15 protein-coding genes are annotated in these 19,681 nt (G+C 48.5%); 7 read left to right on the forward strand and 8 right to left on the reverse strand.

The window, feature by feature from the left end; genetic code table 11:
• Positions 1–106: 106 nt before the first annotated feature.
• From ACR6Z4_RS08645 to ACR6Z4_RS08655, 3 genes are all read right to left on the reverse strand, one after another.
• Positions 107–1,855, reverse strand: a complete 1,749-nt coding sequence (locus ACR6Z4_RS08645; protein ID WP_479716845.1) for an iron uptake porin — start codon at positions 1,853–1,855, stop codon at positions 107–109.
• Positions 1,856–2,364: 509 nt separating this feature from the next.
• Positions 2,365–2,466 (reverse strand): hypothetical protein, encoded by a 102-nt coding sequence (locus tag ACR6Z4_RS08650; RefSeq protein ID WP_479716920.1) that lies wholly within the window; start codon positions 2,464–2,466, stop codon positions 2,365–2,367.
• 398 nt (positions 2,467–2,864) lie between these two features.
• Positions 2,865–3,914: an adenylate/guanylate cyclase domain-containing protein gene (locus tag ACR6Z4_RS08655; RefSeq protein ID WP_479716846.1), complete on the reverse strand. Its 1,050-nt coding sequence runs from the start codon at positions 3,912–3,914 to the stop codon at positions 2,865–2,867.
• Between the two features lie 329 nt (positions 3,915–4,243).
• Between ACR6Z4_RS08655 and groL the strand changes: the two genes are divergently transcribed.
• Positions 4,244–5,911 (forward strand): chaperonin GroEL, encoded by a 1,668-nt coding sequence (gene groL, locus ACR6Z4_RS08660; protein ID WP_479716847.1) that lies wholly within the window; start codon positions 4,244–4,246, stop codon positions 5,909–5,911.
• A 908-nt stretch (positions 5,912–6,819) separates the two neighbouring features.
• Complete coding sequence (locus ACR6Z4_RS08665) at positions 6,820–7,161, forward strand: DUF1815 family protein (RefSeq protein WP_479716848.1); 342 nt, start codon at positions 6,820–6,822, stop codon at positions 7,159–7,161.
• A 396-nt stretch (positions 7,162–7,557) separates the two neighbouring features.
• Here ACR6Z4_RS08665 and ACR6Z4_RS08670 read toward each other — a convergent pair whose 3' ends face one another.
• The 5 genes from ACR6Z4_RS08670 to ACR6Z4_RS08690 form a co-directional block, all read right to left on the reverse strand.
• The gene (locus tag ACR6Z4_RS08670) at positions 7,558–8,448 is read right to left on the reverse strand and encodes a tetratricopeptide repeat protein (RefSeq protein ID WP_479716921.1); all 891 of its coding nucleotides are present in this window, start codon (positions 8,446–8,448) and stop codon (positions 7,558–7,560) included.
• 523 nt (positions 8,449–8,971) lie between these two features.
• The gene (locus ACR6Z4_RS08675) at positions 8,972–10,945 is read right to left on the reverse strand and encodes an FAD-dependent oxidoreductase (RefSeq protein ID WP_479716849.1); all 1,974 of its coding nucleotides are present in this window, start codon (positions 10,943–10,945) and stop codon (positions 8,972–8,974) included.
• A 25-nt stretch (positions 10,946–10,970) separates the two neighbouring features.
• Complete coding sequence (locus ACR6Z4_RS08680; RefSeq protein WP_479716850.1) at positions 10,971–11,123, reverse strand: hypothetical protein; 153 nt, start codon at positions 11,121–11,123, stop codon at positions 10,971–10,973.
• Between the two features lie 20 nt (positions 11,124–11,143).
• Entirely contained in the window at positions 11,144–12,508 is a 1,365-nt protein-coding gene (locus ACR6Z4_RS08685) for an aminopeptidase P family protein (protein WP_479716851.1), read from the reverse strand.
• A 499-nt stretch (positions 12,509–13,007) separates the two neighbouring features.
• Positions 13,008–13,304 carry a 2Fe-2S iron-sulfur cluster-binding protein gene (locus tag ACR6Z4_RS08690; protein ID WP_479716852.1) on the reverse strand — a complete coding sequence of 99 codons (297 nt, stop codon included), beginning with the start codon at positions 13,302–13,304 and terminating at the stop codon, positions 13,008–13,010.
• Positions 13,305–13,623: 319 nt separating this feature from the next.
• On the opposite strand from ACR6Z4_RS08690, the gene psbB reads away from it, so the two are divergent.
• The 5 genes from psbB to ACR6Z4_RS08715 all read left to right on the forward strand — a co-directional run bounded on the left by psbB (position 13,624) and on the right by ACR6Z4_RS08715 (position 19,661).
• Positions 13,624–15,156, forward strand: coding sequence for a photosystem II chlorophyll-binding protein CP47 (gene psbB / locus ACR6Z4_RS08695; protein ID WP_479716853.1), 1,533 nt, complete (start codon positions 13,624–13,626; stop codon positions 15,154–15,156).
• Positions 15,157–15,277: 121 nt separating this feature from the next.
• Positions 15,278–15,376: a photosystem II reaction center protein T gene (locus ACR6Z4_RS08700; RefSeq protein WP_479716854.1), complete on the forward strand. Its 99-nt coding sequence runs from the start codon at positions 15,278–15,280 to the stop codon at positions 15,374–15,376.
• A 700-nt stretch (positions 15,377–16,076) separates the two neighbouring features.
• Complete coding sequence (gene nrdR / locus ACR6Z4_RS08705; RefSeq protein ID WP_479716855.1) at positions 16,077–16,640, forward strand: transcriptional regulator NrdR; 564 nt, start codon at positions 16,077–16,079, stop codon at positions 16,638–16,640.
• A gap of 396 nt (positions 16,641–17,036) precedes the next feature.
• Positions 17,037–18,665, forward strand: coding sequence for a peptide chain release factor 3 (gene prfC, locus ACR6Z4_RS08710; protein ID WP_479716856.1), 1,629 nt, complete (start codon positions 17,037–17,039; stop codon positions 18,663–18,665).
• A 342-nt stretch (positions 18,666–19,007) separates the two neighbouring features.
• Positions 19,008–19,661, forward strand: coding sequence for an RNA polymerase sigma factor (locus tag ACR6Z4_RS08715; protein ID WP_479716857.1), 654 nt, complete (start codon positions 19,008–19,010; stop codon positions 19,659–19,661).
• The last annotated feature ends 20 nt before the right edge of the window (positions 19,662–19,681 follow it).

Genomic DNA, 19,681 nt, shown 5'->3' on the forward strand with positions numbered 1-19,681 from the left:
GGTTTATCAGGTTTGCATGGATTTATCAAAAATAAAAGCTCCGCTGTTACAGCGGAGCTTTAACTCATTAAAAAAGTGGAGGAGTTTGACCAGAGTTCAAGACGACCTAGAAGGTGAAGGTTGTCCGAATGGTACCGATGAATGCATCTTCGTTGGTATCGGTGTTACCGGGATCAATTAGCCACAGTACACCAGGAGTGATGGAGATGTTGTCATTCAGCGCGTATCTGTAGAAGGCTTCAATGTGAAGCGTGTTGTCCTGGCTACCAAAGAATCCAAAGCCAGGGAACTCGGTGCTACCAGCATAAGGAGGTACACCCACGATCAAACCAAGCTGGCTACCTTCGCTGCCCAGGTCATTGATACCCACATAACCAGCGTAGGTCCAGATTTCAGACTCAGACGGAGAGACTTCAAATACGTCGCTGTCGATGTAGGAGAACCAACCACCCACAAAGAACTTGCTGCTGACGTCAAAGTTTGCACTCAGACCGTAAGCATTGATGCGGGTTGGGAAGGAAGGATTACCGTAGCTGTTAGCATAGGTCAACGCAACCGTCAGAGGTCCAGGTGTCAAAGTCAACTGACCGAATGCAGTGTAGTTACCGCCGAAGATACCTTGGTCGTTGCCCGTCAAGTTGCCGGTATCGCTCAAATAACCGAAACCGAGCTGGATGCTATCAGTGAAATCAATCGTTGCACCAGCACCGATATTTTGGAAACCAACGTCATAAATCGGGTTGTAACCGAAGTAGGAGATGGAACCTTGACCGGGATCATCGAATGGGCTGACGGTTGTCACGATATCACTGATACCGCCACCTTGAGCTTCAATGAATACAGTTGCAGGACCGAGTGGGAAGCGGTATTCCAAGCGAGACAGACGGAAGTCACCACGACCGCTGCCAGCATTGTCGGTACCTGTTCCAAAGGAATAAGCGGTTTGACCACCGAACGTGCCACGGGTCCAGCCGGTGAAGTTACCAGATTCGAGACGTGCTCTCAAACGGTCTTCACCTGTGAAGCTGGTGTCAAAGTTCAAACGAACACGGCTGGAGAAGATGGATTCATCATCATCATCAGGCAGTCCAGAGAAAGGAACGCCCAATGCCATGATGGTTTCACCACGCAGTTTGGTGGTGGTAGAGAATTGGTTCGCTTCCAATTCACTCACGCGAGCTTCTAAGGCATCAACACGACCCCGCAGAGTTGCCAACTCAGCTGCAAATTCTTCTTGCAGACGTTGCAGAGTTGCCAAGTCTTCACGTGTCACTGCATCAGCCAAACCAGCTGCAATCAGTTCACTTACGCGATCCATACAAGCGTTCAGACCAGCTGCAAATTCGTAGCGGGTCATGAAGTTGCGACCACGGTAGGTGCCATCTGGATAACCAGCGATACAACCGTAGCGTTCAACCAAAGATTGCAGTGCCTGGAATGCCCAGTCAGTGGGGTAAACGTCAGATAGTTGCGAGATGGATGTCACCTGAGACATCGACTCGGTGCCACCTTCACTACCGTACTGCATGATTTCATCTAGCGATGAAACGCTAGGAACCGTTTCAGCAGATTGAGTTTGAGCAGGGGCTGCTTCAACCACAGGAGCTACTTCAACAGCAGCGGGTTCAGTGGTTTCAACAGGAGTCAGTGCTACTTCAGCAGGTGCGATCGCATCTACTTGAGTGGTGCTGAAATCATCAGAAGAGACAGTTACTTCAGAGACTGTCGCCAGAGATTCAGCGGTATCAACAGAAACTTGAGATTCAGCAGCGATCGCAGAAGAGTTAGCGATTAGCGCTGCACCCAGCAATGCTGGGGTAACCAGCAAAGAGTTCCAAAGAACTTTAGACAACATGTTTGATCCTCACACCTAAATCGAAATGGACTTTAACGATCACTAAAATAACATTGCTAGTCAAGTAAGACATAGTCTGACTGTTAAGCCGCTATGAAGATATTGTCTAGCCCGTTCGCTCCTATCCATACACCAGTCTACAGAATTTATTCGAATCAGTAAACAGATCGGTTTTTACGGATCGAATGAGTTCGGTTCCACACACCCTTATTATTTTCCATGCAGATCGGAATATTCCAGGAAATAATAGCGGTGTGGCTGCTACAGAAAGCTTGAATAAGGATAGACCAGGACTCAGCCCCGAACACAGTAGACGCCCAGACGGACAACCCAAAGGAAAAACTAAGGCATGGAGATGTAGCGTCTAGCCTCCAACGTAACTGGATGGCGATCGCCATAGACGGTATCAAATTTTTTCAGATATTAAAAAAGGCTCCATTTTTAGCAGAGCCTGTTCAGAAAAGTCGGGATTTTTAAAGCGGAGATGGGTTTACCAACGCTCAGACCCCTCAGAAAGTGAAGGATAACCGGATGGAAGCGATGAACGCATCATCCGCATCACGGGTGTTACCGGGGGCAATGAACCAACGTACGTATGGCGTGATGAAGATAGTGTTGCTCTGTGCCTATCTCGCCTATCTTCTGCGCCTATCTCACTTATAGTTCTACGCAATCTAGTTAGGACATCAGGGGGGTGGGGGCGGTGTCCCCACGCAGGGGTAAAACCCCTGCACCCCGTCCTAACCCTAATGCGTACCGCTATATCTACAGAAGGCTGCGATGCGCAACGTGTTGTGCTGGCTACGCATGAATTCAAAGTCGGGGAAGTCAACTTTACCCGCATAAAGAGGTATGCCGACAATTAAACCGAGCTGATCAGTTTCACGATTCAAATTAGGTTGCCATAGCAGTCCTATTTGAGTTGTAAAATACGCGGGTTATGAGAGGCACACCCCAAGGGGTGTACCTCTCATAACCCATTTAGAATTGCTATGTAACGTGTAGGCAGTTATCGAAATCGGCACCGAATTTTGTGCCAGTAAAACAACAAGCGAGAGCCAATTTTCGCGATCCAGGATGGCTTGGCTACCCTTAACTGCCGATGATGTTCATGCAATTTCAGTAATGTGGTGGACGGGGCGATCGCCGTAATTTCGTACAACACATATTCTCCTTTCTTGCCGGGAATCTCTACAGAGCAATGCTGCTTAACGGTTGCCAGATCTTTTACTTCGGCATAGGTTGCTTCCGAAACCAACATCGAGCTTCCCACCGTTTTATTGGCAGCTTCAATGCGACTGGCAAAATTGACGGCATCGCCGATCGCCGTAATTTGCTGATTTTTCAATGATGCGCCAATCGACCCGACCACCGCAGAACCATAGTGGATGCCAATGCCAATTCGTAACTTTTGGTGGTAAAGGGTTTCTAAATACTGATTCAGGGTTGCCATTGCCGTCTGCATCTCCAGACCTGCCCTGACCGCAGACTCTGCGGCTCGATGCGGATTTTCCCAGCCAAACAACGCCATCAACCCATCACCCATGTAATTGTTGATCATGCCGTCATAGCGCTCGATCACCTTTCCCATTGCCCGAAAATAACGGTTCAACACATAGATCACATCATAGGCAGGCAACGCTTCCGAAAAAGGGGTAAACCCTCGTAAGTCTGCAAACAAAATTGCAATCTGCTGTTCCTGCCCGATCGGTGCCAGGGATATTTTTTGGGACATTTGCTGACCGATCAGATCGAGATCTTCCGCATCAATCGCCAATCGGCGGACAACTATTTTTCCCTCCCCAAAAATTTGCGTCTGACATGCCAAGCGGATTTTTGGATCAAAATGCAATTGCTTTGCCAGGGCTTGTTCCGCATCATTGCGAGGAGCGCAATGTTCCAAGCCTTCTAAAATCCAGACTCGGCAAGTCGAGCACCGCGCACTGCCCCCACAGACATGGGTATGGGGAATGCCAGAAGATAAAGACGCTTCTAAAATCGTCTCTGACTGGTCAACCGAAACCGTTTTTTCATCCGGTAGATAGTAGATGTGTGACATTTTCAGGAACATGTGACGAGCAGGGGTGAAGGAGTGGAGAAGCGAGGGGGGATCGAGGGATAGGGGGATAGGGGGATAGAGGGATAGGGAATTCCTCTAGAAAAGGACAGATTTTCTCAAACCGCAGAATTTTTGATGGTTGGCAGTGCGGCGACGCCGCACTGCCAACCATCAAAAATTCTGCGGGGGTCATTAATATGTGATCCCAAGTTCTAACCCCTAGCCCTAACCCCTATTTAGATCCCCATTCCTAAAGAGTTTCCATCCGGAATTTAGCAATCTTCGTTAGAGAGTGCTAAATTCTGTTAGGAAGAGATCAAAGAGTGATCATGGTAAAACTGGTTGTCTTTAGTGAAGAATCTCGTCAGGCATTGGAACGTGGTGTAAATGCCCTTGCTGACGCGGTACGGATTACCCTGGGTCCTAAAGGACGCAATGTGGTATTAGAAAAGCAATATGGCGCACCCCAAATTGTGAATGATGGCATTACGATTGCCAAAGAGATCGAACTGGAAGACCCTCTCGAAAATACGGGTGCCCAGCTCATTCGTGAAGTTGCTTCGAAAACGAAAGACTTAGCAGGTGATGGCACCACTACTGCTACTGTACTCGCCCAAGCAATGATTCGAGAAGGGCTGAAAAATGTCGCGGCGGGAGCAAATCCAGTCAGCTTGCGTCGAGGCATTGAGAAAACGATCGCCAAACTCGTGTTGGAAATTGAAGCGATCGCCAAACCAGTTGAAGGCAATGCGATCGCTCAGGTTGCCACCGTTTCTTCTGGAAATGATGAAGAAGTGGGCGAAATGATTGCCGAAGCCATGAGAAAAGTTGGCAAAGATGGCGTCATTACGGTAGAAGAGTCCAAATCGCTCACAACCGAAATGGACTTTGTCGAAGGGATGCAGATCGAACGGGGTTATATTTCCCCCTACTTTGTCACGGATGCCGAGCGCATGATCAGCGAGATCGATAACGCTTACATCTTGATGACCGACAAAAAGATCAACAACCTGGCTGAATTAGTTCCCATCCTAGAAAAAATTGCGCGCGAAGGTCGTCCTTTGCTGATCATCGCAGAAGATATCGAAGGAGAAGCCCTGGCAACGTTGGTGGTCAACCGCCTGCGCGGTGTATTGAATGTATCAGCCATCAAAGCACCAGGATTTGGTGAGCGACGCAAATCTATGTTGCAAGATATTGCGGTGCTAACCGGGGGGCAAGTGATTTCTGAAGAAATCGGACTGAGCCTGGATACAGCAACGATAGACATGCTTGGCAGTGCCCGCAAAATCACACTGACCAAAGACTCGACAACGATTGTGTCAGATACTACCAATACCGAAGATGTGGCAAAGCGCATTGGTCAACTTCGTCAAGAGTTAGAGCGCACTGACTCTGACTATGACAAAGAGAAACTCTCTGAGCGCATTGCTAAGCTAACGGGTGGAGTTGCTGTCATCAAAGTCGGCGCTGCAACTGAAACTGAGTTAAAAGATCGCAAGTTGCGCATCGAAGATGCGCTTAATGCAACCAAAGCAGCCGTGGCGGAAGGAATTGTGCCCGGCGGCGGTGTTACCTTAATTCACTTGAGCGGCAAACTTAATGACTTTAAGGCGGGCCTGAACACAGAAGAGCAAATTGGTGCAGATATCGTCATCAAGGCGCTAGAAGCACCCCTGCGCCAGATTGCAGATAATGCCGGAGTAGAAGGGTCAGTTGTCGTCGAGAAGGTTAAAACCTTAAGCTTTAACGAAGGCTTTAACGCCATGACCAATCAGTACGAAGACCTGATTGCAGCGGGCATTATTGACCCTGCAAAGGTTGTTCGCTCGGCACTACAAGATGCAGGTTCCATTGCTGGAATGCTGTTGACCACTGAAGCTCTGATTGTAGAAAAACCCGAGAAAAAAGCAGCAGCGGCTCCCGGTGCCGGTGGCATGGGTGGCATGGGCGGCATGGGTGGTATGGGCGGCATGGGTGGCATGGGCATGATGTAAACCTACCCTACGATCCTTCTTTTATCAGAGGGTGACGGCTTAGGAGCGTGGATTTAATAAAACCGAAGATTTATTTTTGGAAGCGCGGCTCCGCCGCGCTTCCAAAAATAAACGTCCGGGTTCTAATTAATTTGTGATCCTTTAGTCATCGTTCTTGGATAAGGCATCAAACTTGATTGAATGGGTAGGTCGTAGCAGCCCTCTGATGATGGTTCAGACCATAGCCATCCTAAATGAGGTGTAAGATGCACGGGTTGTAAGAGACGCATCCCGAAGGGGTGTGCCTCTCACAACTCATATGAGATTGCTATATCAACTTATGATTCTCAGGCTGTGGCTGGAAAGCGTCGTTTTTCCTAAAGAAAAACGACGCTTTCTGTTTCTAGTGCTGGGCAGTGCTACACATTTGTTGCGGATGGGTTGGAAAGGAACACTCCTTTGCAAACTATTTAGTAGTCAATCTTGAACATCACCTGAGAAATGTTCAATTTCTGCCCAGATGGGGGAACCCTGAAGCAGGGCAAATAGGATAGGATAGAACCTATTAAAAATAAAAATATGTTAAGCAGATCGCTTAAATCTTGGGCTAGTTCAGAATACTGTGCCATGCTGATCTGTAGCGTGTTATAAGGGCATCTATTGATTCATTACCCAGGTTCAGCCATTGTGAGTGTGGTGGTTGATACCTTGCAAGTTTTGGGGATTCGGTATTCTGGCTAGGTGATTTGGAGGCGTTACGCCAATTCATAATAAATTTGCCGGAATTGTTGTAAATCAAGCGGTTTTAGTATTCAGGGCACTTTTTGCCTCCTTAGGGACTGTTCAGGTCTGGAACCTATCGCTCGAATACAAATTCTTAATAAAATATTAAAAAGGTTAGAATTGAGTGTGGTGATCGGAGGAAAAGCATGTTTATACGACTCGCAGAGCAGCATCGTCAGTTTGTCCAAGACCTCGTTATGAATCTTCAGGCACTGGCAACAGTCCTGGAAAAACGAGGATATTTAGCGTCGTGCTACACCTGCGGCGGTCAGATGAATAGTGCTTCTTTCATGGTGAGTCTGGGTGAGAACCACCTGATTCGGTTTTTGGTGTCTGACTACGGCATTACCTGGACAGAAATGCGAGACGACCGAGAACTGATGAAACTTGAAGGTGCTGAAGCTATTCATCAATTGGAAGAGTTGGCTCATCTTGTGCGGTATCATCAGCCCGTCGAGCGTCGTACTACTCTTACACAACCGTCCTAACTATTTCGTTGCCTTAGGTTCAGAGCGATCGCTGGCACTTCAGTTGTTCATCAATTTCTTAGTTCATGGGTGCGATCGCACACACCTATCTGTAAAAACATTTCTATTCATTCATCGTTGTTCTAGCGAATTGTTTAGCCTCTGCTATCCAGTCGCCATTAGATTTTTAGCCTTCCCGATTCAAGGCTCTATAGCATCAGGATCCCCAACACCCAAGCAATAGAGCGAAGGCGTAAACTTCTAGGAAATCAAATAGGATTTAAATCATGTATCGCAGGAGATGGGTTCAACCCAATGCCCTGCGACATCGCCTTTTTAAACTCATATTTTTTGAGCGAGTGACGGCAAAGCCGTCACTCGCTCAAAAAATATCACAGGTTAATTTAAGTGACGCTCTTAGGGGCTGAGCAGAGGTGGCGTACTGGAGTTGGGACTGCTGTTGATTTGCGCCAGAGTGTCACGCATTCGGGGGAGTTGTAAAAATTCTTGTGCCTGGGTTAGAAGGCGATCGCCCCAAAGATTTTGTCGTAGAAATTCGACATCTGCGTAGCGAGTATCTAATCGCAACGCCGTTTCACCATGCAATAGGGCTTCGTCTAAATTGCCTTGGGCATATAAAGCAACGGCGATCGCCAATTGGGGTTCAGGTTGCTCATTGTCTAGCCTCACCGCTGACTGCCAGTGCCGCAAAGCGCCCTGGGTATCGCCTGTTTCATAGAGCGCCAACCCAATATTGTTGATAGCGGGCCAAAATTTTTCATCAATATCGACTGCTTTTTCATATTGCGCGATCGCATCGTCATATTGCTGCAACATGTAATAAGCATTGCCCAGATCAAACAATGCACCTGGAATTTCTGGCTCCAGTCTTAAGCCAGCTCGGAGGTAATCGATCGAGCGATTGTAATCTTCTTTGCGAAAATAAGCCGACCCTAGAGCAAACAGGACAGCCGAATTCTCGGTATCTAACGTTCTGGCATGTTGAAGCGCTGAAATGCCATCGTCCAATCGTTCTTGCTGAAGGTAAAGACTACCCAAGAGCGTCCAAACTTGAGAATTATTGGGAACCAGCTGAGTCGCTAACTGTGCTCTAGGAATTGCTAACTCAAACTGTTGAAACTGAGCCAGCTGAGCCGCTTCCTGTGCCAGGATAAGTCCCTGCTGCTCTAGCTTGTCAGCATCTAACTGCAACACATGGGGAATCAATGCCTGCGCCTGGACAGGCTGTGCAACTCCCCAAAAACCTGCAACAACGAGAAACGAAATAAGCGAAATACGTTTGAACACGATGATGTAATTATTCAAAAGGAATAGACTTAGCTTTTCAGCTAGCTTAGACGATCTGCCCTTATGGTGACAAAAATCTTATCGATCGACCAGAGTAGTCAAGATAAGAGGACGTATCAGATGTCAAAGGTAATCCTAATAGACTCGTACAATGCTATGCCCTCTAAACCAGGATGGTAACGGAATGAAATGACGTGCAGAGCGCATCGTTTCATCTCGTCATCTGTTCTAATACCAACTTAAACAGACTGCACGGCACATCAATCTTCTGTAAGGGCGCATGGCGATGCGCCCTTACGGGATCTGGTGCAATCGCTAATTAAATTGGTATGACCTAATTGCGTCAGGCTAGAGATCAGAATACTAGAGATCGGAATCAAGGAAGCGTTCGGTTAGAGCTCTATTTTGTGGTAAAGACAAAGCCCACACCACAGAACAATATTCCTGGTTTATAGCAATGACGACTGGAGGAGTCATTTTGTGCGCCTTGAGATGGAGAAAATCATTACTTCTCTGAGTCGGATCACCATTTGAACCGCAAACCCTGTTGCTTGAGATGCTGTTGCAATTGAGGCATCAACCCCTTAGGCACAATGTCCGCAGGGATGACATCGGGGGTTTTGGTGATCAACCATCCCGCTGTTGCCCCAGCGGCACCGCCAATGCTCCATTCGCCGTAATGCACCCGTGTTAAGGAGTTAACGATATGGGTGACTGCGATCGCTTTACTACCGATCAACAAATTATCGACCCCCTGGGGAATTAAACTTTCTAGCGGGATGATTGCCGGATGCACCTTCGACTCGATGCTGCCAGCACGTTGGGCTTCCCAGGCAGGTTCCCAATTGCGATAACGGCAGCCATGGATATCGATCGCATAATGGGTGATGGCGATCGCCGATGGACTAAAATTTCGCCCGCCTGACATATCTTTTCGTAAGTCTGCTTCTCGCATTAAAAACGCCTGATCGCCATACCCAGATCGACCTAAAATCCGTCGTCCTTCCCGAATGTAGGGATACAGACTTAACCCAGACGCCGTTCCCATCGGCGAATCTTTCCCCATCACATAGGTCAGCGGAAATTCGGGCTGAGACTGATGATCAATCAGCCATTGAGCAAACAATAATGCATGGGTTTCAGCATGGCGTAACGCACTCCAGGACACCCCCCCCATCCAATTTTGGTACTGCCCCGTCGAGGTCAGTTTTTCATCCGACAGAATCAGGGGTGGATTCATCCAATTCCAATCATTGCCGCGAGTCCAATTGACCATCGTCATATCTCCCCTGACCGGGGTGCCATACAACGGGTCACTTAACGTTTTACTCACGATGCGACGGTAGTTAAACAGACTCCCACCCCGAAACATGGGAAACCCATCCATCGAAAATACGCGCAGATGCTCACGCTTAGGATAATCCGAGTAAACCGTGTTTAACGCCGCCCGACTTTGCCCCTGGTCATCATGAATCGCCAGCACAAAGGGAAAGGTAAACGCCTGGGTGCAATCGGGGTTGCTTTGGGCAGGTGCATTGATCTCTCCCGTCAGCTGCTGCGATTCTGACCCAACCCGATAGGGAATTTTTGCCCATGCCACCAGTTCACCAGTATCGGTCGCATCGATCACAATCAATTTCTTGCCGGGAGGAGCTTCTAGCCGTATCGGTACCTTATCAAACGTGTCATCTCCTGACCAGCCATACCAGGACGATAGTTCTTCAGACAACAACCCCTGTGGTTGGTAATTGGGATCACGTGGAATCCGCCGCACCGCATAAATGCCAGTAATGTTCTGTCCTGTCAGATCAAAGCTGGCTCCCTTGAAGGCGATCGCCGTACCCCAACGACTTTGGGGGGCAGCGTGGGACGATGCTCGAAGCCATTGCTCTGCCGCGATCGCTCCGGCTTTAGGAGGAAAACACAGCCGTCCAACCCAGCAACTGTTGAGGTCATCTACCAGCGTCCCCGCAGGAATGCCAGACCACGACGGTAATTGAGTGGGTTGCTGACGAATCAGCCACTTAAAATCTTTCCAACTCTGAGAGAAGTTTTGCAGCCATCGCATTGCCAGCGACTCATCGACCGCAGACACCCCTTGTGAGCTAATTTGTCCTCCCAGCCAGGGGGTCAGCTCAATTAAACAGGTCGTTGCCCCAGTTCGCATGGCGTGCGAAGCGGCAGCTACTCCACCCAGAGAACCTCCTACCACAATCACCTCACACTGCCACACCTCTTGAGGGTCAGGCAAGGGGGATAGATGCGGTCTACCATTGAGGGTTTGGATGGTGCGGGCGATCGCATCGGCACTGAGTGACTCCTTCGCCTGGGTAGATACATTGGAAGCCCCAAGAACAGCAAAAATATTTTCTTGAGGAAAATTTTTACCAGAGTAGTACTCAAATGCGCCAACAAGAAGAACGGAGGTCACCAGCAGCAGTGAACTGGCAGCCGTAGCGATTTGAATTAAACTGCGACGAGAAAAGAAAAAATTCACACGCTAATGCAATATTTACAAGTGTTCACGTCTCTGACCATGACAGATTAGACATTAAATCCCAAGATCGCCGTTGGTCGCAATAAATCTTAGCCGCTTGCTTGGGCAAAATGTCGCCGCCTGTGTCCCGAAAGGGTTGGGATAGTTGAATGTTGCCCGCCTCCAGGGCGGGCAACATTCAACTATCCCAACAGGTGTTTAGCCTCTGACCAAAGCTTCAATGGCCTCTGGCGTAGTGGGCAAGGCGGCAGTTAAAATCTCACTGCCAGTTTCTGTGACCCACACATCATCCTCAATGCGAATGCCTCGAACATCGGCAAACTGGTCTAATCGTTCCCAGTTGACCACACCCTGATATTTTTCTCGCCGTGCTGGATCTTGTAAAATCGCGGGAACCTGATAGAAACCCGGTTCGATCGTTACCACCATACCCGCTTGCAACGGTCGATCCAGCCGCAAGTATCCCAAACCAAAGCGATCGCTTCGAGTTCTTCCGGCTTCGTACCCTGCGCGATCGCCCAGATCCTCCATATCATGCACATCTAACCCCAGCAGATGCCCCACCCCGTGGGGAAAAAATAGCGCGTGGGCATCAGCCTCCACCAAGGTGGCTGGATCACCCTGCAAAATACCCAACTGCACCAAACCCTCGGCAATCGTCTGAGCTGCCAACAGGTGAATATCGCGATATTCCACTCCCGGACGCACTGCTGCAATGCAAACATCATGGGCTGCCAAGACGACGTCATAGAGATCGCGTTGCGTTGCAGAAAATTTCCCCGACACGGGCCAGGTACGTGTTACATCCGATGCCCAGCCTGACTCTGCTTCTGCGCCGACATCTGCCAACAGTAAATCCCCCGGTTGCAACAGGTTAGAGTAGCGATCGCTATGCAACACTTCTCCCTGAACCGTGACAATGCTGCCATAGGCAGACGACATATGCCGCGCCAACATCACCCGTTCCATCGCGGCGCACACCTCTGCCTCCGTGGTTGCAGTAGGGGTCACTGCCATCCCCTGCTGATGAACTAATACGGTGGTTTCTACTGCTTTACGAATTTCTGCCAGCGCCATTTCATCGTGGGTTAGGCGCAATTTCACAATGGCATCTGCCAATCTCTGATCCAATCCCTCAGGCTGATCTGCCGGATGAATCGGACGTTGCAATACATCAACCTGGGTTAACCGAGTCGCGGCATCCTGAACAGCGATCGTGGCAACACCATCAGCATAAGCGTGTAACTGCGATAACGGATACGCCGCATCCGCGCCAATTTGCTGCGCAATTTCATCTCTAGACGGTGTACTGCCATGCCACAAAATGCTGGCAGGTGTCGGATCGTCTTTGAACAACGTCAACGTCCCTGCATCCAGAAGAATCGCTGAATTCTCTAACGGTAGCCCTGCGAAATAAAGAAAATGGCTACTGGCACGAAACGGGTGAGGATTCGCAGGAAAATTACGCGGACTACGCCCCCCCGACCACAGCATGACAGGAAAATCAATCGCCTCATACAGTCTTTGGCGACGGTACCGGAGACCCTCTTTCCAGGCAGACATGGGAGACTCTACTCTGTCCCGCGTTGATAAGAAAGAATGTGGTTGAGCTTGCATCGCGACCCCCCCGGACGTCAGAGTCCATTCAATCAGAATCCATTCAAATAGTCAGTCATCGCGCTTCGCCCTCAGTGAGAGACCATTTGCAAGACTGATTCAGAGAGACTTTCAAAAAATGATCTATCCTTCACCCCAGCGAAAATTGCTCTAGTATTACAAACACTAAATTTTGCAACATGGGGGGTTTGGGGGCTGCGCCCCCAAGAGGGGGTTTCACCCCCTCCACCCCCTCTAAAACTTTTAGGTTGGTGTACTAGATGGAACGATAGTTCTGGAGCAACGATAGGTTGCCGGAGAACCCGACGGGTTCCCCAGCAACCTATCGTCAGCATCAGCCAAACCCTAAGGATTCTCACAAAAATAACTTGAATAACTTTTTTGGAAGAGTGCGGCTCCGCCGCACTCTTCCAAAAAAGTTGTGGGTTTTAATTTTGTAAAGATCCTAAGGCTTGGTATTAATCTCGACCGAACCGTTGACCAAAGTCTGACACGCCAGACGATAATTTTCGGGTTTTTTCTTGAGCTTGCGCGTTTCAAAATCAGTTTTAGGAGATAGATTTTCCATCCCCTCAACCACTTCCACAACGCACGTGCCGCACTGCCCATACCCGCCACAATTCGTCATCTTACCGACGAACGTGTAAATATCGATGCCATTTTCCAATGCCTTGAGACGAAGGTTCGCCCCATCCGCAACAATCACCTCTTTGTCTTCTTTAAGAAACTTAATAGATGTCATTTTTGATACTTTACCTAACTGCTGCATAGATACGCTCCAGCGATCGCTATACAATTCCTATCATCTAGACAAAATCGATCTAGATATACAAGATCTGAGTGCTTGCAATAGCCTCAGGCACTGGTTACACTTCTTTATACACTTTCATTTTTACAGGCTTATCGCCAAACTGTCGAAATTAAGCTGTGTTGAAGCTTGGAATGTATAGACAGTGCATAACGATTGATCTTTAGAGATACCTGATCTGGTAGGCTTACCTGTATCAGAAAACTTAATAAGATCCTGCAAGTGTTGAAATATATTAGGAGGAGCGTAGTCGATGGGACTACCCTGGTACCGAGTGCATACAGTCGTCCTGAATGATCCAGGGCGCTTGATTGCCGTACATCTTATGCATACTGCCTTGGTCGCAGGTTGGGCTGGGTCTATGGCTCTTTATGAGTTAGCGATCTTTGATCCGAGCGACCCCGTCCTGAATCCCATGTGGCGTCAGGGTATGTTCGTACTACCCTTCATGGCACGCCTGGGTGTGACCCAATCTTGGGGTGGATGGAATGTTACAGGCGGAGCCGCAACCGATCCTGGCTTCTGGTCATTTGAAGGCGTTGCTGCGGCTCATATTGTTCTTTCAGGTCTGCTGTTCTTGGCTGCTGTCTGGCACTGGGTCTTCTGGGATCTTGAACTGTTCAGAGACCCTCGCACTGGCGAACCTGCTCTAGATTTGCCGAAAATGTTCGGTATTCATTTATTCTTGTCGGGTCTACTCTGCTTTGGGTTTGGCGCGTTCCACCTAACGGGTCTATTTGGACCGGGAATGTGGGTTTCTGATCCATACGGCTTGACCGGCAGTATTCAACCCGTTGCACCATCCTGGGGACCAGAAGGGTTTAACCCCTATAACCCCGGTGGCATTGTGGCTCACCATATTGCAGCAGGAACTGTTGGCATTATTGCTGGTTTATTCCACCTGGCAGTCCGTCCTCCAGAGCGGCTCTATAAAGCACTGCGGATGGGGAATATTGAAACCGTTCTCTCCAGCAGTATCGCGGCTGTCTTCTTCTCTGCTTTCGTGGTCGCTGGAACCATGTGGTACGGTAGCGCAGCAACCCCGATTGAACTATTCGGGCCGACTCGCTATCAATGGGATAACAATTACTTCCAACAAGAAATTGAGCGTCGGGTTCAGTCTGCGATCGCAGATGGAGCAAGTCCGTCTCAAGCCTGGAATGCCATTCCTGAAAAACTGGCATTTTATGACTATGTTGGCAATAGCCCTGCCAAGGGTGGTCTGTTCCGCGTTGGTGCGATGAATAGCGGTGACGGCATTGCTCAAGGATGGTTAGGTCATCCTTCGTTCAAAGATTCCGAAGGGCGAGAGCTCTCGGTTCGCCGTTTGCCTAACTTCTTTGAAAACTTCCCGGTTATCTTAACGGATAAAGATGGGGTAGTTCGGGCAGATATTCCTTTCCGTCGGGCTGAATCGAAGTACAGCTTTGAGCAGACAGGCGTAACGGCAACCTTCTATGGTGGTGCTCTCGATGGAAAAACCATTAAAGACCCAGCAGAAGTAAAAGCCTATGCACGGAAAGCTCAATTGGGTGAACCCTTTGAGTTTGACATGGAAACCTTAGGTTCCGACGGTGTATTCCGCACTAGCCCTCGCGGTTGGTTTACATTCGGACACGCTTGTTTTGCATTGCTCTTCTTCTTCGGTCACATCTGGCATGGTTCACGTACCTTGTTCCGTGATGTGTTCGCTGGGGTTGACCCTGACCTATCTGAAGAACAGGTGGAATGGGGCTTCTTCCAGAAAGTGGGTGACAAGACCAGCCGTCGTAAAGAAGCAATCTAGTTTCCCCATTTTGTTTGAGTGGGGTCTGGGGATAGATTCAACGATTGGATGAATTGATTTCCCTGGACCCTTCTCATTCACAGTAAACTGTAAGTGTTAGACAATCGGGAAGTTTGTCATTATGGAAAGCGTCGCCTACATTCTATTTTTGACTGGGGCTTTAGCAGTGTTGTTCTTTGCGATCGCCTTCCGAGAGCCTCCTCGGATTAGTAAAGACTAAGCATTCCAAAGATAAATAAAAGCTCACTAGTTCGTTTGTCAGAGTGCTAGAAATAGGATTTCTGAGAACCAACTAACCCTTACTTTATTTACTCTTTGAGTTGCATAGTTTTAGCGTGATTGTTGTTTAGGATCTTAGATTTAATAAAACCCAATTCTTTTTAAGAGAACAACAGCGCAGCCGTCGTTGTCTTAAAAAAATGACAGGTTGGTTAATCTGTGATTCTTCGGAATTCTAAATCACTACGATTCTCAATTTTTATAAGACCTGAGTCAGCCAGCACCAATGTTAATTTTAATTAACTAGGTGATTGAATAAGGCTACTCAGGTTTTTTACATTCTGATTGAGGTATGATTGCAATGCCCATAAATTGGGCGAGAGGTGGTATGATCCAACCTCAAAATTTAATCTCAAATCGAAGGATCGTGAATTTCATAATTCCCCATTCTTTTTGAGAGAGCAACAGGTTAAATCGTCTGAGATCTGGGGATCGTGAATTTAATAACTCCAAAAATTTATGTTCAGGCGCGCGGCGATGTCGCGCATCTGAATATAAACTTCCAGGTTTCAATTAATTTGTGATCTCAAGTGGGCACACGACGGTTTGAGTCGATTCAACATGTGAATCGCATCAGCCCACCTTTTTATTAACTCTATTCATTTACAGATTCCATTTATTTTGCCTGAAGGGTTTGCCCCATGCGCTGTCCATTTTGTCAGTTTACCGATAACAGGGTATTAGAATCGCGATCGGCAGAATCAGGTCAGAGCGTTCGCCGGAGAAGAGAATGCTTGAGCTGTGGTCGGCGGTTTACAACGTACGAAAGAATCGAGTTTGTCCCTGTTGTGGTGATTAAACGAAATGGCGATCGCGAGTCGTTTGATAGCTCTAAATTGCTGCGTGGCATTATGCGAGCTTGCGAAAAAACGGGCATTCCCCAACTCGATTTAGAAAATTTAGTTGATGAAATTGAGGCAGAGTTGCAACAACGAGCCACTCGGGAAGTCTCTAGCAACGAAATTGGCGAACTGGTGTTGTATCACTTACAACGGCTCAATGAAGTGGCTTACGTACGCTTTGCCTCGGTCTATCGTCAGTTTCAAGGCATTCGCGATTTTGCCGATACCTTACACCATCTGCAAGACTCCGCCAATCGGGGTGGGTTTGAGCAACGCCAACTAACCCAAAAGACCCCAGAGTCTGATAATTACGATCCAGAGCCGAATGGCAGAGAGACGTCTTCGGCAAGTCATTTGCGATAGCGACCCAGCCATTGATACTGACATTGACCCATGTCGAAACCCTCTACTCTGAAGCAAAATAGAGTAGATATCCCTCATTTTATTTTGACTACGAGAGTTGGCTGGTGTTGCAAACACTAAATTTTGCAACATGGGGGCTGGGGGCTGCGCCCCCACGCCGGGATTCCACCCCTGCACCCCCGTTGTAAAACGTTTAGGATCGTGGATTAAATAAGGTCGAATATTAAATCGTTTGGAGGGGCGAACGGCCGTTCGCCCGTACAACAAATCATCGGAGTTATTTAATTCCCATTCCTTAGCTGGCTCTATTAGTGCGGCAAGCTCTCGTTGCCCAAATTAGATTGGGTTTACAAAGGTTTTTGAGAAAAATTCTATATCCCTTTAACTGACCCTGGCATGTCCACCGAACTTCAGACCGAATTGCAGACTCACATTCAGCGGCGACGGAACTTTGCGATTATTTCGCACCCGGACGCCGGAAAAACAACTCTCACCGAAAAATTGCTCCTGTACGGCGGGGCAATTCACGAAGCGGGAGCGGTCAAAGCCCGACGGGCACAGCGACACGCCACGTCCGACTGGATGGCAATGGAGCAACAGCGAGGCATCTCGATTACTTCGACGGTGTTGCAATTTCTCTATGGTGGTTACTTTATTAATCTGCTCGACACACCTGGGCACCAAGATTTTAGTGAAGACACCTATCGCACCTTAGCGGCGGCAGATAATGCCGTCATGCTAGAAGACGCTGCCAAAGGCTTAGAGCCGCAAACCCGGAAGTTGTTTGAAGTTTGCCGGATGCGCTCGATCCCAATTTTCACATTCTTCAATAAGCTCGATCGTCCGGGGCGCGATCCGTTGGAGCTAATGGATGAGATTGAACAGGAGCTGGGTTTAAAGACTTATGCCGTGAATTGGCCGATTGGCATGGGCGATCGCTTTAAAGGAGTTTTCGATCGCCGGAAACGCCAAATTCACCTGTTTGAACGCAGTGCCCACGGTAGTCGGGAAGCCGTTGATACCGTGATGGATCTGGGAGACCCCCGGATCGAAGAGGTATTGGAACAAGACCTTTATTATCAGCTCAAAGAAGAACTGGAAGTCTTAGAAGCTGCCGGATCAGAGTTTGATCTCGATCTGGTGCATCAAGGCAAAATGACTCCCGTCTTTTTTGGCAGTGCCATGACCAATTTTGGTGTGGAGCTGTTTTTGGATGCGTTTTTAGAATATGCCTTGAAACCGGGTAGCCGTCGCAGCAGCCTGGGTGAAATTACCCCCGATCATCCCGAGTTTTCTGGATTTGTGTTTAAGCTCCAGGCCAATATGGATCCCAAACATCGCGATCGCGTTGCTTTTGTGCGCGTCTGTTCGGGCAAATTTGAGAAAGATATGGTCGTCAGTCATGCGCGATCGGGCAAAGTCGTCCGCCTATCGCATCCTCAAAAGCTATTTGGTCAAGGGAGAGAATCCCTATCGGAAGCTTATCCCGGTGATGTTATCGGGTTAAATAACCCCGGGGTATTTGCTATCGGCGACACCATTTATATGGGGCAAAAACTGGAATACGAAGGCATCCCCTGCTTTTCACCAGAACTGTTTGCCTATCTCAAAAATCCCAACCCTTCCAAATTCAAGCAGTTTCGTAAAGGGGTTAATGAACTGCGAGAAGAAGGGGCAGTGCAAATTATGTACTCCGCTGACGAAGCAAAACGCGACCCCATTCTGGCAGCGGTAGGGCAGCTTCAGTTTGAAGTCGTGCAGTTCCGCTTACAAAATGAATATGGCGTTGAGACCCACATCGAAATGCTGCCCTACAGCGTTGCTCGTTGGGTGGGGGGTGGCTGGGAGGCATTGCAAAAGGTCGGACGCCTGTTTAATACCGTCACGGTGAAAGATAGCTGGGGTCGTCCGGTGCTGCTGTTCCGCAACGAGTGGAACTGTCAGCAAGTAGAAGGTGAGCATCCTAGCCTGCAACTCAAGACCATTGCACCCGTCGTTTCAGGTCAAGAACCCGAAAGCTTATAACCCCGATCCCATAGCAGTTCTCAATGGCGTGAAATACAAGGTGTTGTGAGAGAGCCTCGCGAAGCGAGGCTCTCTCACAACACCCGCGATCTACCTAGACGCGTAGCAACCTATTTCGCAGGAAGATTGCCGAGGGGGAGTTGGGCACGTCCCAGGGCGTGTTTTAAAAATTGCTAAGAGGATTTTTTTCGTGCGCTTCGCGCACGAAAAAATAACTTCTAAAACAGACCCTAAAATAAATTTAGTTTAGGAATGTGTTATCGACGAAAACTGTAGGTATATTGGGAGCAACTTAGCTGATTTTTTCAGCGTTTGAATCGCTCCTTGCCCTGCTAAAGAACCGTGCAAATTCCTCAATTTCCTGAATGTAATCATTCGCTGGTTAAGTCACTCCAGCATTACAGCGACCAAGAGTTACTGACGCTATTCCAACGGCATCCCGACTCAGGTCAATATTTTACGGCGCTGTTTTGTCGCTATAGTCCCATTGTTTATAGCCTGATTCGTCACACGGCGCGATCGCCCGTTCAGGCAGACTATCTGTTTGCGATTACCTGGCGACATATTTATCACGAATTGGGTGGGCTAGATTTGCGATCGCCTCATGCAGAACCGTTAAACCTGCAAAGCTGGCTGATCAACCTGACCGCTGTCTGCATTAACCAGGCTGATTTACCTGCCGTTGAAGATATTCACTATTCTCTCAAAAATGCCTCACCTCCCTTCTGGTGTTATTTAGAACGCGCCCTCGATCAACTACAACCTGTTCAGCGGTTAATCGTGTTGATGGCACAAACGTTCCACTGGAGCGAAACTCGGATTGCAGCCTATTTACAAGCCGAGGGAGAGGTGATCACTCCAGCAGAAGTCCGCACCCAATTACAAACCAGTTACGAACAATTGGAAGCGGTGCTACCGGAAGATATTCGAGTGATCTACTTAAATGCACAATCCTCGCAATGGCGAGCATCAGAAAGCGATCTCGATCCGGTCTAATTTTGGGTCACTCTGACGTG

Source organism: Calyptranema fuscum S582 (genome assembly GCF_055793305.1).

Excerpts from the sequence above, each read along its gene's own strand:
- ACR6Z4_RS08645 (WP_479716845.1), bottom strand. The coding sequence starts at position 1,855 with ATGTTGTCTAAAGTTCTTTGGAACTCTTTGCTGGTTACCCCAGCATTG.
- ACR6Z4_RS08655 (WP_479716846.1), bottom strand. The coding sequence starts at position 3,914 with ATGTCACACATCTACTATCTACCGGATGAAAAAACGGTTTCGGTTGAC.
- groL (WP_479716847.1), top strand. The coding sequence starts at position 4,244 with ATGGTAAAACTGGTTGTCTTTAGTGAAGAATCTCGTCAGGCATTGGAA.
- ACR6Z4_RS08665 (WP_479716848.1), top strand. The coding sequence starts at position 6,820 with ATGTTTATACGACTCGCAGAGCAGCATCGTCAGTTTGTCCAAGACCTC.
- ACR6Z4_RS08680 (WP_479716850.1), bottom strand. The coding sequence starts at position 11,123 with ATGTTGCCCGCCCTGGAGGCGGGCAACATTCAACTATCCCAACCCTTT.
- ACR6Z4_RS08685 (WP_479716851.1), bottom strand. The coding sequence starts at position 12,508 with ATGTCTGCCTGGAAAGAGGGTCTCCGGTACCGTCGCCAAAGACTGTAT.
- ACR6Z4_RS08690 (WP_479716852.1), bottom strand. The coding sequence starts at position 13,304 with ATGACATCTATTAAGTTTCTTAAAGAAGACAAAGAGGTGATTGTTGCG.
- psbB (WP_479716853.1), top strand. The coding sequence starts at position 13,624 with ATGGGACTACCCTGGTACCGAGTGCATACAGTCGTCCTGAATGATCCA.
- ACR6Z4_RS08700 (WP_479716854.1), top strand. The coding sequence starts at position 15,278 with ATGGAAAGCGTCGCCTACATTCTATTTTTGACTGGGGCTTTAGCAGTG.
- nrdR (WP_479716855.1), top strand. The coding sequence starts at position 16,077 with ATGCGCTGTCCATTTTGTCAGTTTACCGATAACAGGGTATTAGAATCG.
- prfC (WP_479716856.1), top strand. The coding sequence starts at position 17,037 with ATGTCCACCGAACTTCAGACCGAATTGCAGACTCACATTCAGCGGCGA.